This is a genomic window from Gracilimonas sp. (genome assembly GCF_014762685.1).
GTDB lineage: Bacteria > Bacteroidota > Rhodothermia > Balneolales > Balneolaceae > Gracilimonas.
Genome location: NZ_JABURM010000005.1, coordinates 1305508 through 1321192, shown reverse-complemented (window position 1 = coordinate 1321192; position 15685 = coordinate 1305508). Strand labels below are relative to the sequence as shown.

11 protein-coding genes are annotated in these 15685 nt (G+C 40.7%); 6 read left to right on the top strand and 5 right to left on the bottom strand.

What is annotated here, in order from left to right; genetic code table 11:
- The first annotated feature begins 62 nt into the window (after positions 1–62).
- From HUJ22_RS05910 to HUJ22_RS05890, 5 genes are all read left to right on the top strand, one after another.
- Positions 63–1502 carry a glycogen/starch synthase gene (locus HUJ22_RS05910; protein ID WP_290875193.1) on the top strand — a complete coding sequence of 480 codons (1440 nt, stop codon included), beginning with the start codon at positions 63–65 and terminating at the stop codon, positions 1500–1502.
- 7 nt (positions 1503–1509) lie between these two features.
- Positions 1510–2784 (top strand): glucose-1-phosphate adenylyltransferase, encoded by a 1275-nt coding sequence (locus HUJ22_RS05905; RefSeq protein WP_290875191.1) that lies wholly within the window; start codon positions 1510–1512, stop codon positions 2782–2784.
- Between the two features lie 193 nt (positions 2785–2977).
- Positions 2978–4750 (top strand): response regulator, encoded by a 1773-nt coding sequence (locus HUJ22_RS05900; RefSeq protein WP_290875189.1) that lies wholly within the window; start codon positions 2978–2980, stop codon positions 4748–4750.
- Between the two features lie 108 nt (positions 4751–4858).
- On the top strand, positions 4859–8299 hold the full coding sequence (locus HUJ22_RS05895; RefSeq protein WP_290875187.1) for a two-component regulator propeller domain-containing protein: 3441 nt from the start codon (positions 4859–4861) through the stop codon (positions 8297–8299).
- 58 nt (positions 8300–8357) lie between these two features.
- Positions 8358–9812: an ATP-binding protein gene (locus HUJ22_RS05890; protein ID WP_290875185.1), complete on the top strand. Its 1455-nt coding sequence runs from the start codon at positions 8358–8360 to the stop codon at positions 9810–9812.
- Positions 9813–9848: 36 nt separating this feature from the next.
- Here the strand turns inward: HUJ22_RS05890 and HUJ22_RS05885 are convergent, their stop codons facing one another.
- Together HUJ22_RS05885 and sucD are read right to left on the bottom strand one after the other, a co-directional pair.
- Positions 9849–10454, bottom strand: coding sequence for a helix-turn-helix domain-containing protein (locus tag HUJ22_RS05885; RefSeq protein WP_290875183.1), 606 nt, complete (start codon positions 10452–10454; stop codon positions 9849–9851).
- Between the two features lie 174 nt (positions 10455–10628).
- Positions 10629–11504, bottom strand: coding sequence for a succinate--CoA ligase subunit alpha (gene sucD, locus HUJ22_RS05880; protein ID WP_290875182.1), 876 nt, complete (start codon positions 11502–11504; stop codon positions 10629–10631).
- Positions 11505–11661: 157 nt separating this feature from the next.
- Between sucD and HUJ22_RS05875 the strand changes: the two genes are divergently transcribed.
- Positions 11662–11868, top strand: coding sequence for a hypothetical protein (locus HUJ22_RS05875; protein ID WP_290875180.1), 207 nt, complete (start codon positions 11662–11664; stop codon positions 11866–11868).
- On the opposite strand, the gene HUJ22_RS05870 is transcribed toward HUJ22_RS05875, so the two are convergent.
- The 3 genes from HUJ22_RS05870 to HUJ22_RS05860 are packed head-to-tail and all read right to left on the bottom strand — an operon-like array spanning position 11865 to position 15602.
- Positions 11865–13112 carry a hypothetical protein gene (locus HUJ22_RS05870; protein ID WP_290875178.1) on the bottom strand — a complete coding sequence of 416 codons (1248 nt, stop codon included), beginning with the start codon at positions 13110–13112 and terminating at the stop codon, positions 11865–11867. The two genes, HUJ22_RS05875 and HUJ22_RS05870, sit on opposite strands and share 4 nt — an antisense overlap.
- Positions 13099–14901 carry an adenylate/guanylate cyclase domain-containing protein gene (locus HUJ22_RS05865; protein WP_290875176.1) on the bottom strand — a complete coding sequence of 601 codons (1803 nt, stop codon included), beginning with the start codon at positions 14899–14901 and terminating at the stop codon, positions 13099–13101. Before HUJ22_RS05865 ends, HUJ22_RS05870 begins: the two co-directional genes overlap by 14 nt.
- An 8-nt stretch (positions 14902–14909) precedes the next feature.
- Positions 14910–15602 (bottom strand): hypothetical protein, encoded by a 693-nt coding sequence (locus HUJ22_RS05860; RefSeq protein ID WP_290875174.1) that lies wholly within the window; start codon positions 15600–15602, stop codon positions 14910–14912.
- Between the last annotated feature and the right edge of the window lie 83 nt (positions 15603–15685).

Sequence of the window (15685 nt, the reverse complement as noted above, 5' to 3'; positions counted from 1 at the left end):
GATTTCTTATTTCCCATATTATAAACTAATAACGGAAAATAATTACATAGGTTTCAAAAACAATGCGCATTACTCACTTGAGTGCAGAGTGTTACCCGGCCGCTAAAGCCGGCGGCCTTGCAGATGTAGTTGGTTCCCTTCCTAAATACTTGAATCAGTTGGGACATGAGTGTGAAGTGGTTATTCCCAAGTATGATAATCATTGGATTGGCTCCAAGGATTATGAGATTGTTCATGAGGGAAGTTTTTCTATGGCTACGGAACAGGTGAAATTTTCCGTTCTCAGAATGTCGGATGAGAATTTGGGTTTTCCTTTTTATGTGATTGATATTCCGGGAAGATTTGATCGGCCGGGCATTTATATCGACCCTTGGTCAGGACATGGATATTGGGATGAGTTAGAGCGTTTTGTCAGCTTCCAGATTGCCGCCCTTGAATGGCTTAAAAGAGGGAAAATACAGCCGGATATCATTCATTGCCACGATCACCACACCGGCTTAGTTCCATTTATGTTATCGCAATGTAACCGGTATCGGGAGATGTCTGAGATTCCAACGGTTTTGACGGTCCATAATGCCGAATATCACGGAGAGTATGAACTGGATAATTACAAGCTCTTGCCGGCTTTTAATATAGATAAGATTGGCCTTTTGGACTGGGATGGACGGCTGAATTCTTTGGCAGCAGGACTTAAAACAGCTTGGAAGATAACAACGGTTTCCAAAAGTTATATGAGTGAGCTGGCAGAAAACAGTAACGGCTTGGAGTTATTGTTTGAAGAGGAAAGAAACAAATCCACGGGTATCATAAATGGAATTGATACTGAAATTTGGGATCCTTCAAGTGATGAATTGATTGAGTTTAACTTCAATTATGGAAATCGCAAAAAAGGAAAACGAAAAAATAAAGAGTATTTGTGTAAAGAATTTGGTTTGAATCCCGATGTCCCGACGGTTTCTTTTATCGGGAGACTGGTCAGAGAAAAAGGGGCAGATTTGTTGCCCGACCTTTTCAGACAAGTCATGCATTCAGATCAGGAAGTAAATTTTGTGTTGCTGGGAACAGGTGACCCGCAGCTGCACCAGATTTTTTCGCGAATGGAGGGCAATCATATGGGATATTTTGATGCCACCCTGGAATATAATGAGCAACTGGCTCATCAAATATACGCCGGATCAGATTTTATATTAATGCCTTCGCGTGTGGAGCCTTGCGGTTTAAACCAAATGTTTGCCATGCGGTATGGAACGGTGCCAATTGTACGCTCTGTTGGTGGATTGAAAGATACCGTTATAGATATTTCAGAAAAGGGCGGCTATGGAATTACTTTTGAAGATTTTAGCCTCGAATCTGCTGTAAAATCCATTCATCGAGCGGTAGAATTGTACAATGATTCTGAAAAATATTCGGAAGTATTACGCAAAATAATGAAGTTGGATTTCTCCTGGAAACGTTCGGCCCGGGAGTATATAGGAATGTACAAAGCACTAATCCCAAATTAGATCATTCATGAAAAGATCATCAGTTATTGCAGTTATTTTAGGAGGGGGAAGAGGTACTCGACTTTTCCCGTTAACCGATCACCGGTCAAAGCCGGCTGTACCAGTTGGTGGTAAATATCGGTTGGTTGATATTCCGATCTCTAATTGTTTAAATTCGGATATCCGCCGGATATATGTGCTGACCCAATTTAATTCTGCTTCCCTGAACCGGCACATCAAGAACACTTATAACTTTGACGTTTTCAGCAGTGGCTTTGTTGATATCCTTGCAGCCGAGCAAACTCCGGATAATACCGGTTGGTTTCAAGGTACCGCCGATGCCGTGCGGCAGTCTATACATCATATGGAGAACCATGAACATGAGTATGTATTGATTCTGTCCGGTGATCAGCTTTATCAAATGAATTATGCAAAGATGTTAGAGCGTCATAAAGAAAATGATGCGGATTTAACGGTTGCTACCATACCTGTAAATGCCAAAGATGCCACCGGCTTCGGTATTATGAAAACCAATGCTAAAGGGACCATTGAAAGCTTTGTGGAAAAACCTTCGGAAGATGAATTGGATAAATGGCAATCGCAGGTACCGGAACCCTTTAAAAGCGAAGGGAAAGATTATCTGGCATCTATGGGGATTTATATTTTTAACCGAAAGGTGCTGAAAAAGCTTTTCGATGACAATCCCGATGCTACGGACTTTGGAAAAGAACTCATTCCCAAGTGTGTGGAGGGCGGCCAGAAAGTTTGCAGTTATGAATTTGGCGGGTATTGGACAGATATCGGAACCATAGAGTCATTTTTTGAAGCCAATTTATCCTTAGCCGAAACGATTCCTGATTTTAACCTGTACGACAACGAAAATTTTATTTACACCCGGGCTCGGTTGCTTCCGGCTTCAAAGCTGATGGGTACTACGCTGGAACATGCATTAATGGCTGAAGGATGTATCATCGAGGCCAGCCGAATTGTTCGCTCAGTGATAGGAATTCGTTCGAGAATCGGTAAGGGAACGACCATTGAAAATTCTATCATCATGGGTAATGATATTTTCCAGGACCGTTCTGTCATCGAGAATGCCGGTTCGGAGAGTCCTGCTATGGGAATCGGGCAGCGCTGTTACATCAGTAATTGTATTATCGATCGCAACGTAGCAATTGGCAACGATGTCCGGATTGTGGGAGGAAAACATCTTGAGGACGGTGATCATAAATACCATTATGTCCGCGATGGCATCATTATCGTGAAGAAGAAAACCGTGATTCCGGACGGGATTATTATTTAACAAACTTGCTCTCTTCGCTGAGTTGTACACCCTTCTGGTTAAATTTCTTATTGCTTTCCATTGAAAAAAAAGCAATTAAATATTAAAATATTTTAATAAAAGAATTGTTTTTGATAAGTTGTATTGCTTGAAAGAGTTTTCAGGAGAGTTGGTAAAAAGGGAATTGAATGGACTTGGCATATAAATTGACAATATGAAGGTTAACCTGCGCATATTAGTGGTTGATGATAATGTATCAATTCATGAGGATATAGAGTCTATTTTGGTGCCCCGTACTGGTGTTGGAGAAAAAGAGCTTCAGGAATTAGAAGACGAGTTGTTTGCAGCTGATGGTAGTGAATCCCATGCTTTGGATGATGTAATTTATGATATTAATCATGCCTACCAGGGAGAGGAAGCCTTAGAACTCGCGGATAGAGCTGCTGAAAACGGCTCCCCGTATTCACTGATTTTTATGGATGTACGGATGCCGCCCGGCATGGACGGTATTCAGGCGATTAAGAAGATTTGGGAAAAGCACAGGGATACGGAAATTGTGATTTGTACAGCATACTCAGATTATTCTTGGGAAGATATTTTATCAGAATTGGGGACTTCTGATAAGTTGCTTTTCATGAAAAAACCCTTTGATGCCACCGCTCTTAAACAAACGGCACTTACTTTAACTACTAAGTGGAGATTGCAGCAAGAAGCATTTCAGTACACTGAGAAATTGGAAGAAGAAGTAAAGAGGCGGACAAAGGAACTCACCAAGTTAGTAGGTGAGTATAAAAAAATGAAAGAAAAAGCAGAACAGGCCTCGGAAGCTAAAAGTGAATTTTTGGCTAATGTAAGCCATGAGATCAGAACTCCAATGAATGGTATTATGGGGATGAATAGCCTGTTGATGGAAACTGAACTCAATGAAGAGCAAGAAGAATACGCTCAAATGGTACAGTATAGTGCAGACTCTTTGATGGGTATTCTCAATGACATTCTTGACCTAGCCAAAATTGAAGCAGGTAAGATGGAGGTTGAATTGATTCCGTTTGAAATAAAAGAACGGATGGATGAACTGAAAATGCTTGTGGAATACTCTACTGAAAATAAAGCAGTAGAAGTTTCTTTATTAATGGATGACAATATCCCGGAAGAAGTGATAGGTGATCCGATGAGGCTGCGGCAAATTCTGCTTAATTATGGTAACAATGCCATCAAGTTTACCGAGGAGGGAAAGATTGAATTTGAAGTTTCTCTGCTGGATGAAGATAAAGAATCAGTTACGCTTCGATTTTCAGTTAAAGATACAGGAATAGGGCTCACTGAAGAAAAAAGAAAACTGCTGTTTAATCCATTTACCCAAGCTGATGCCTCTACTACCCGGAAATATGGAGGAACCGGCTTGGGACTGTCTATTTGTAAGCAACTTGCTGAATTAATGAATGGGAAAGTGGGAGTGGAGAGTACCGAGGGAAAGGGATCAGAGTTTTGGTTTGAAGTATCGCTTAAGAAAGTTAAGGGAGAAAACGAAAGTAATCCCGCCCCCCAATCTTTATTAGAATCATCTCCAACGGATGAAGCAACCGAAAAAATACCTTTTAAAATATTGATGGTTGAGGATAATAGCTCAAATAAAACCTTAACAAGAAAAATGCTTGAAAAAAGTGGAATGAAAGTTACCTCTGTAGAAAATGGGCTAAAAGCTATTGATGCGATCAAAAATGATTCGTTCGATTTAGTACTTATGGATATCTACATGCCTGAAATGGATGGGATTGAAGCAACTAAAACTATTCGAGAGCTTGACGAAGGAACCGGAAAACATACCCCGATTATTGCTCTTTCTGCCAGTGTAATGCCAGAGGATAAGGAAATAATTTTTAAAGCCGGAGTGGATGATTTTATTGGAAAACCGGTGAAGGCTAAGCACCTGGTCGGTAAAGTTGTGAAATGGGCCAAAAAATCAAAAACAGATAATAAGAGCTAACCCATTTTTGTATTTACGTGAAGTATTCATGTTAAAAGTGGTGGAATTATTCTCAAATTATATTCCTGTTTACATGCACCTACGAGTCTCCTGTAAAATTAAATAAATATGAAGCGAGTGATTAAATATTTTTCAATTGTAACTCTTACCGCAGGTTTTCTTTTTTTGGCAGGAGCAACGGCTTTTTCTCAAGAGGATTCCTTCAAGTTTAAGCATTTGGGGCTTGAAGACGGGCTTTCTCAGGCAACCGTTACATCGATTGTTCAGGATGATAAGGGATTTATGTGGTTTGGTACTGTAGGTGGATTGAACCGCTACGACGGGCGACAAATGGTTATTTACCGGAGCCATTTGGTTGATAACAATAGCCTCAGTAATAAACGTATATCCGATATGTGTAAGGATTCGGAAGGGAACCTTTGGATCGCGACAATTAACGGACTTTCCTTTTTGAACTTAAAAACAGAACATTTTAGCCGGTTTTATAAAGAATACGGTCCAAAATCCATCAGCCATAATGCAACAAATAGTGTTTATTGTGAACCCAATGGCACGGTTTGGATTGCAACTGATAATGGTTTAAATAAGACTACTGTAAAGGAGAAAGAGTTTACCCATTTTTTAACGGGAGAAGGAAATGAAAATAGTTTTCAGAAAGTATACAGGGATAAAACAGGTGTTTTATGGATAGGTACATTTGGCCAAGGTCTTTATTATATGGATGAAACAGGCGGACAACTTCTAGCTAGTCAAATTGAAGGGTTAAGTAAAGAGGTTATTAATGAAATTTATGAAGACAGCAAGGGATATCTGTGGTTAGGTACAGACAACGGGTTGATTAGGGTTAATCCGGAGCGCGACAAAACAATAACCTATCAAAGTGAAATTAATAATTCTGCCACGCTTAGTAATAATAGTGTGAATGTAATTTATGAGGACAGTCGTTCTAATTTTTGGGTTGGCACTGAAAACGGTTTAAACCTGTATCAGCCTGAAAAAGGAGAGTTTATTCGTTTTCATGCGGATCCCTCGGATGAGCATAGCCTGACGTCCAATCGTGTACATAGTATTTATGAAGATAAGGACAACACTCTTTGGATTGGAACGTGGTCGAATGGGATCAATAAATTCAGCTACCATCAGAAAGGGATTAAGCATTATGAACACGAACCGGACATTGAAAACAGTTTAAGTGATAATAATGTCTGGGAGTTTCTGGAAGATGAGAACAATAATATTTGGCTGGGTACGGATAAGGGTCTGAATAAATTTGATCCGGAAACAAAACAGTTCGAGCACTTTCTGCATGATCCCGATGATGAAAATTCATTGAGCAACAATCGCGTATTTAATATAAAACAGGATGAAGCTGGAAATTTATGGATAACTACGCTCAATGGGTTAAATAAGTTTAATCCTGATACAAGAGAAGCTATACGGTTTACAAATGATCCTGATGATCCCAATTCACTCAGTTACAATGCTTTGTGGGGACTTGATGTTGAAGCATCCGGAAAAATTTGGGTGGCTACAACCGCAAAAGGTGTTGATAGATTCGATCCTGAGACAGAAACTTTTGTTAATTACGACTATGATCCGAATATCCAGGGAAGTTTGAGCGAATCTTATGTTACCAGCATCTATGTGGACAGTAAAGATCAGGTTTGGGTTGGTACCAGGGGAGGCTTGAATCTATATCAGCGCGACACAGAAACTTTTAAAAAATTCTCTCAGTCTGCTGAAAATCCCCATAGCCTCAGCGAAGGTTCAATCGTCGACTTTCATGAAGATTCAGAGGGACAACTTTGGGTTGGAACAGCAATGGGTGTGAATATATTGGATATTGAGTCGCATGATGTGCTTAATTTTTTCTCCATCTCTGATGGTTTGCCAGATGACGCGGTTTGGGGGATTACCGAAGACAACAACGGAAATATCTATATGGGCACTACCCGTGGACTTGCAGTATGGGATCCAGAGACAGAGATATTTACCCTTTTTGATAAGCAGGACGGTTTGCAGGATAATGAATTTAATTCCGGCGCTGCTTTTACTTCATCTACAGGAGAAGTGTATATGGGAGGAATAAATGGATTCAATGTATTTTATCCTTCTGATCTTAAAGGAAATCCGTATCCCCCTCCTGTTGTATTGACCGATTTTAAATTATTTAATGAATCTGTTCCAATTCAGGAAAGTATAAATGAAACTGAAAATGAAGAACAAAGAACAATTCTGGAAGAGTCGATTACTTATACCGATCACTTAACGCTTTCTCATTTCGATAAAGTAATCTCTTTTGAATTTTCGGCGCTGAACTTTACGATTCCCGAAAAAAACCAATATGCATATAAATTGGAAGGATTTGATGAAAAGTGGAACTATATAGGTAATCGAAATTTTGTCACTTACACCGATTTAGCCCCTGGTGAATATACGTTTCTGGTTAAAGCTTCAAATAATGACGGGGTTTGGAATGAAGGAGGGACTTCTCTTGCACTAATTATTACCCCTCCATTTTGGCAAACAACATGGTTTTATATTATCACGGGCTTTTCATTGATAGGATTGATTGCAGGGGGATTCAGGTACAGAACTCATCAGATAATGCAACAGAATAAGCAACTGGAACAAGAGGTAGATGAACGAACTTCGGAATTGCAGAAAAGCAATCAGAACTTAAAAGAAGTTCTAAAAGATTTGGAAGAAACCCGGGAAGAACTTGTTCAAAATGCCCATAAAGCGGGTATGGCAGATATAGCTACCGGCGTTTTGCATAATGTTGGGAACGTCTTGAACAGTGTAAATACTTCTACATCTCTAATTAAGGACATCATTAAAAAGTCGAAGATCGATGGGTTTATCAAGGCTAATAGTGTGCTTAGAGAGCATATCGACGATATTGGTAAGTTTATTGCCGAAGATCCTAAAGGGGAAAAAATAATTGAGTATTACCTGAAGTTGGAAGAGCCCCTTAGAAAAGAACGAGAGGAGATTGTTTCTCATTCTACGAGATTGGAAGAAAAAATTGACCTGATTAATGAGGTAATTGCTGCCCAGCAAACCTATGCAGGTGCGAGTGTGCATGCCAACCAAACTTCATTGGCCGATATGATTGATAATGCCTTAGCACTCCAGTCCGGCTCTATTGAACGGCACGGTCTCATTGTAGAAAAAGACCTGCAGGCCACCAAGCCGATTATTGCCCAACGCTCCAAACTAATTCATGTGCTGGTAAATATATTCAAAAATGCAAAAGAAGCTATGTCAAATAGTGCACCGGAAGAGAAAAAAATCATCATCAAAACCTGGGAGGATCAAGAAAGTGTCTATCTCTCCATTGCCGATTACGGGCCGGGTATAAAACCTGAACATCTGGGGAAAATTTTTACACAAGGTTTCACTACTAAAAAAGACGGTCATGGTTTTGGACTGCACAGCAGTGCAAATTATATGTCTGAAATGGGGGGTAAAATAAAAGTGGAGAATAGAGAAGGTGAAAAAGGCGCCTTGTTTGTGATGACCTTCCCCGTTATTTCTGAAAAATAGTTTTTAAAAATGATTACTAATACAACCGGGAATGGCTGGCAAAAATAAATCAAGGAAGATGAATAAGGCACATCGATTATCTAAAGCTAACTACCTGCCAAGAGTGGTGGGTTTTGTGGCTAGTTTTATTATGATAGCGTTTTTAGTTGTTGAGAGAGACTGGTCGTATTGGAATTTTTTAGTTTTGGGATTTTACTTTTTAATCTATCCGCACCTTGTTTATTTGGGATCCAGGTTTGCAGACGATGGAAAAAAAGTTGAATTATATTCTATGATGTTTGATGCCCTGGTTCTTGGGATGTGGACCGCTCATATTCATTTCACGCTTTGGATATCTTATGCTTTTCTGACTGCTACTGTGTTGAATAATATGATGTTAGGAGGATTTAAACAGCTGTTTAAGAGCCTCGCTTTGTATGGTTTCGGCATCCTGATTTTAGGGGCCGTCACAGGATTTCAATTCGAACCGAGTGCTTCTCTTTATGTGGAGTTGATTGCAATGATTTCACTGGTACTTTATGTCGCCAGTATAGCCTGGACTTTTTATAACGTGAATGAGAGGCTGGCGATGGTCAAAATGCAGGTAGAGAGTAAGAATACAGAGCTTGAGAATACCCTTCGCGAGTTAGATGAAACCCGAAAAGAGCTGGTTGAAGTTGCCCGTAAGTCAGGAATGGCAGATATAGCTACCGGGGTACTGCACAATATTGGGAATGTGCTTAACAGTATCGTGACTTCTGCATCTATTACCGGGGAGCTGTTGGAAAAAACAAAGTTGAAAAAGCTATTTCAGGCCATTCAGTTATTAAAGGAGCATGAAGATGATCTTGAACACTTTCTTACGGCCGATCCTAAAGGGGAAAAATTAATTGAATATTTCTTTAAGCTCGATGAAGTCATAAAAGAGGAACTTAAGGTGCTCCGAAAGCATCACCAGCGACTCGACCAAAAAATTGCTGCTATTAACGAAATAATAGAGGCGCAGCAAAATTATGCAATGGTAGGCATGAAAAATGAATTGGCCAGTCTTGAGGGAGTACTGGAAGATGCTTTAACTATTTTTTCTGCTTCGATGGAGCGTCATAAGATTGAAGTTGAAAAAGATATTAAAATGACGGATACCGTCAGCTTTCAGAAAGTTAAATTGGTGCACATACTTCTCAATTTATTTAAAAATTCTAAGGAAGCTATTGATGAGTCAAGAAGTAAGGAGAGAAAGATATTCATAAAACTTTACCAACAAAATGGACAAGTATTTCTGGAAGTATCGGATACCGGACCCGGAATTAAGAAAGAACATTTAGGTAAAATCTTTAACCAGGGTTTTACCACCAAGAAAAAGGGGCATGGATTTGGGCTTCACAGCTGTGCCAATTATATGGAAGAAATGGGAGGCACTATTGAAGCAAAGAATAGGGAAGGGGGAATCGGAACCAAATTTATATTAAGCTTGCCGGTTACTGTTGATACAGACAACACAATGGGCATTGAAAAAAGTACGGAGACAAGTTAAAGAAAACAGTGATCCCGGACGGGACTTTTATTTAAGCTATCGGATAATTTTAATAGATGGTTTATAATCTATTTCCTTTTCGGCTTTAATTCTGAAAGTGTTAAGTAGCACATATCCAAAATTGAAAATATAAGGGATAGCGTAAATTAATATTGGCATCAAGAAAAAGGGAATTGGTAGTAAGTAAATGGGGTCTATCAGCCACATCAGATTGATCCGAAATATTGGAATTATAAAGAAAATAGCATGAATCAAGTAAACAACCCCAACAAAAGTGATCTGGAAATTGAGTAGCTTTTTGCCCAACTCATTAACTCCTTTTACCGCATCTTTTCTTGTAACCCAGATTATCAGAGGTACAATAACGCCCAATATAGGATAGAAAAGAAAAGATAAGGCAGAAAGATTTAGAACGATCAGAGTCGAGACATCTTTCACCTGATTCCATTCAAGCAGCTCATCAGGGGTCACCTGCAGTGCCACCGCAATTCGCAAAAGGGTATCGCCCCTGGGTTCCGTTTCGGCATTCTCAACTCGCTGAATAGTTCGAAGGCTCAGGCCCGTTTTCTCAGCAAGCAGTTCTTGCGAAAAGCCCTTTTGATTTCGAATGTTTTTGATCTGATTGGCAAGAGAATTACTCATAAGTAAATTGTGTGTTTGATTTCACTCAAAACATATGTACTACTGAAATATTAAAGTATGACATGTACCCGTCATTTTAACGACATTACTGTCAGAAGTGCCTTTAATAAACAAAAAAGCCTTCATTTCAAAAAGAAATGAAGGCTTTAAATTAATCACAAACGGGTTAGCTTTTTAAGCAGTTTCCAGCATTTTCTTCAATGTAATACCGATCTCGGCCGGACTGTCAACAACGGTAATACCTGCGGCAGCGAGCGCTTTCTTTTTCTCCTGAGCAGTACCTTTACCTCCTGAGATGATCGCACCGGCATGGCCCATTCGTCGGCCGGGAGGCGCTGTTGAACCGGCAATAAATGCTACAACCGGTTTTTTACAATGGTCTTTGATCCATTCAGCTGCTTCTTCCTCAGCGGTTCCGCCGATCTCACCGATAAGAACAATAGAGTCTGTATCAGGATCATCATTCAATAACTTCACAGCATCAAGGTGAGTGGTTCCGATAACAGGGTCACCGCCAATACCGATGGCTGTACTTTGGCCCAATCCTTCTTTGGTAAGCTGGTCAACAGCTTCGTAAGTGAGCGTTCCGGAGCGTGAAATCAAACCTACTCTTCCGGGAGTAAAAATATTTCCGGGCATAATACCGACTTTAGCTTCACCGGGAGTGATCAAGCCGGGGCAGTTAGGACCGATCAAGGTAGCACCATGACTGTTTACAATTTGTTTAGCCACAATCATGTCCTTCACCGGGATGCCCTCCGTGATACAAATAATAACTTCGATTCCGGCAAAAGCGGCTTCTGTGATGGCATCACCTGCAAAAGCAGGAGGTACAAAAATAATGGAAGCATTGGCTTTTACTTCCCGGACTGCTTCAGCTACCGTATTAAAAACGGGCCGGTCTAAATGGGTTTGACCACCTTTTCCGGGAGTTACTCCTCCAACAACATTGGTGCCGTATTCAATCATTTGTTCGGCATGAAAGCTTCCTTCGCTTCCGGTAAATCCCTGTACAATCAGGCGGGTATCATTTCCAACTAATACGCTCATTTCATCTTTTTTGAGGTTCAAATTTGGGGTTGGGAATATAGCATCTCTGGCAGCGAATTGAAATGCTTATTTGTAAATGAAAGTTTTAGATGAAACTCAGGAAAGGTGCTTCATGTTAACATGGTAGAACTAATAAAAAATATAAAAGCATAATACCATGGATTTAAAGAAAAGATCACAAGAGGAAATTGAAGAGAGAATCGAAGAACTGGAAGACCTCATCGCCAAAAACGGGGTAGGTTCAAATTATCTGTCAAAAGCTGAACGGATTCAGAGGGATGTAAACCTGGCTTTGATACTTGGTGGGATCACCGCACTGTTAGGCGTTACCGCGTGGTCACTTTATAAATTTCAAGGAGACTAAAAAAGAACACTTAGCTGCAAGGTAAAAACATTGTCATCCAAATCCGGGCCGGAATCATCAGAATAGAGATAAGATGCTTTAAGGATGATGTTTCGCTGTAATTTATACCCGGCCACAAACTCAATACGTTCGCGGTCGTAGGTCCATGTTTTTTTGTTAAGATTTGAATAGGAGGAATAAGAGAAATTGGACGTATAGGTTTCTATGTCACCGGAACTCATGGTTTCATACCGAAGGGCTGCATAACTGCCCACCAGGAAAGGGAAATTGACTATAAACTCCCCCGAAACATGGCCAATGGTTGCTTCCCCGGTTGTTCTTGTTGCGGAGGTTGAGCTTCCCGGATCGTAATAAGGAGCTTTCCAATAGCTGTGATTGTATTCAAACAGCAAAGTATAGTAGCGATAGGAAAACTTGAGATCGGCTCCTAATAAATTTTGGTTATAAGAAGACAGATCATAAGCCAGGAGGGTATCATTTGCCGTGTCTTCTTTCAGAAATGCTCCGGTACTCAAAGAAAAACCAAGCTGTGCCCATACGGTCGGCTTCAAGAATATTCGGCCGGTAAGCGCAGGTTTATTATACTGTCCGTATTCGAGATGAGTAGAAGCAGGTGCAAGCGTCGCTCCCAGATTATAGCTAAGCCACTCGGTTTCTCCGATATTCCCGGATATTTTTATGCCTTGAGTGTACATTCGCTGGTAGACCATGGTCAATCCGGTTTCGTTTTCGCCATAGAGAGATTGACTTATTTCCGGATTGTAAGTTCCTCCACTAAAAAATCCAATCCGTTTACTGATGGGTAACCCGGAAGCATGAGTAAGGGGCAAGTGAACAAAAGGATTATCGGACGAAAGCACCCGTTCGGAATAAACTCCGTAAGGAGTGATAAAGCGACCCACGGTAACCATAAAGTCGGAATCAGATTCAGGGGCGTAGTTCAAATTTAATACCGAAAAGAAGGGTGAGCTGAGTTCATTGCTGTTATAATAATCGGATTGAAGTGCCAGGTTTGTAAACCAATTTTCTGAGATACTTCCGCTTATAAAAAGACGAATATTTGGAGTATAAAGAGATAGTTTACTGCCGGGAGTTTGATTTATATAAGGGGAGGAATGATCACCGGCTTTTCTGAGCTCAAAATCAGCAAGGCCACCTATTTGTATCTGGGCAAAAGCAGCTCCATGTATTCCAAAAAATGTAGTAACCAATAATGAAATATGGAAAATTTTATGTTTCATCATGCAGTTCCTCCTCATTTGTAGCTGAAAATATTTCATCCTTCCAGTTTATTTCATAGATGGTAATGGGCTTTTCAATTCCTTTAACCTGTATTTGGTCGAGTTCGGAAACAGGAATTTTACGTTCCAGGTTTAAAAAAACGGAATTTGAAATCAGGATTTGATGTTTTTGAGCGGCTGTACACAACCTTGCCCCCAGGTTAACGGTGTTGCCAAGTACCGTATAGTCCATCCTGTTTTCGCTGCCCATGGCCCCCATAACTGCTTCGCCGCTGTTGATGCCAATCCCCACTGCCAGTTCTTCCTGCTCTCCCTCCAGCATGGAGGTAATCTTTTTCTGAATGCGAATCGCGGCATTTACTGCTTTTTGGTCTTTATCTTTTCCCTGAAAAACAGCCACTAATTCGTCACCAACAAATTTATCTACATCTCCTCCAAATTGTTTTACCAGTTCTGCCTGGAAGCTCAACAGGTTGTTAAGCATATCAATTACTTCTTCCGGAGAATGGTTTTCACTCCAGGAAGTAAACCCTCGAATATCAGAAAAAAGAACCGTGATGTTTCGGCGTTCACCACCCGGTTCAATGCGGGAAATATTTTTTTTGATGGCATCAAGGGTGGCCTCAGAAACAAATTTTAGCATTAACAGCCGTTCTCTCAAACCCTCTGCGAGATTATTGAACGCAGATGTAAGTTTCCCTATCTCGTCATTGCTGGTGATGGGCACTTCCCGGCTGAAATCTTCTTTTTCTACCCGGTGCACTCCGGCTACAAGTAAATCGATGGGTTTGGTGATTCGGCGAGTTAACCAAATACTAATAAGAATCGATGCCGCAATGGCTATAATGCCAATTCCGAAAATCAAAAGTTGCAGACTTTGAAGCGGACCCAGGGCTTCCGTTAATGATTTGGCAACTGCATAATATCCGCGAATTCCCTCTAATTCATCAGTAATCTCGAACATGGGAGCCAGGTAAATGAGCCAGGTTTTGCCGTCCAAAACAATTTCGGAAGTGGTGGCTTTTTTGGTTCGTAAGGTTTCAAAAGTTGCCTCATGAATCATTTTTGAAAGATGGGTTTCATCATCAGAGGATAGTTTTTTAAAAGATCCGGCTAATAGTTGGTCATCCACATAAAAGATGACTTCCAGTCCAATATCCCGGGATAATTGTTCGGTTTCGAGCTGACGGATGGGGAATCCGTAGGAAAGAGTGCCAACGAGATTGCGCCCGGCCCAAATCGGTATGGTGATTACATTGAAATAACGATGATCTTCCTTCCAGATATATGTTTGGGAAGGCATATTCCCGTTCAAGGCATGGGTTACACCGGGGCGGTCTGCAATTGAAAATTGTGGTAATTCCCGGGTTGAAAGCTGTCCGAGGGGCCGGCCTTGGGAATCGGAGATTAATAACAGTCCTGCCGAGTCCGGATTGGCATAAAATTCTTCAGGAATCAGGGTATCCGGAATCACCGGGTCAAAATCCAGGAGATACCGTAATTCCTGTTGAATTTTTTGGTTTACGGTTACCGTGTCGCCGGTACTGATAGCGGCTTTCAGGCTGGGTATATCGGCAAGCAGAATGGCGGTTTGACGTAGTTGACGAAAACGGATATCCTGAATGCGTTCAAAAACCCGGCCGGCTTCTACGAAATTGGTATCAATATCCTGACGAATACGCGAATCTACAATCTGACTTACACTTATAAGCAGGCTAAGTACAATAATGACCACTAAACCGACAAAGCCGGAAAGTAATTTCCATCGCAAGCTAATGTAAGACAGCTTCATATCTTATTCTAAGAGTTTAAGGTAACGGTACCTATTTGTGTGATTTTACCGGATCCAACTTCAACGGCTACTGATTGCTCTTCATACCCGCTTGCAAAGACTTTAAGCTCATAATTTCCCGGTGGAACTTCGTCAATACTGAATGTTTCCCCGCTTTTAATTTTAACCCAGTGCAATGCATTGGCAGGAATTACATAAATGACCGCATGCATGTTAGAATGGATGTCGCAAAACACATCAACTACACCTGGCTTGTCAAAAGTAACATCCAGGTATTCGCCGCGAGGCCTGCGGCCCACATCAAATTTTTTGGTTTTTGATAAGCTAAAGACGTTGTGATATACCGGGTCTGAGTTACGAATGCGTACATCCTGATTTTGACGAATGGGTAAAAGATTCGGTATAAATTTCTGACCTTTCTGATCTAAAATGACCGGGCCGGTATTTTGTGGAGTCGTGTTATTTTCTGAACCCATTAAGATCACCAATACAGAATCAACTGTTATTTCCGAAGAGGGGGAGCGGCTCGGCCTTCCGTACATGCCTCCGCCAAAACGTGAAGGAGTATTTTTTGGAATTAGCTCTACAACGCCCGTAATACTACCGTCCGTTTCTTCTAATTGGCTTTGTGAGACACCGAATTCACTCACAGGAACAGCGAAACTCATCAGAATAACTATGGTAAACGTATATAGTTTCATGTTGAAAGGTTTTGAGGTTGAATTAAGCTATAAAACAGCTAAACAGCAACATTTAGACTCATTTTTGAAAATGGTACGATCAC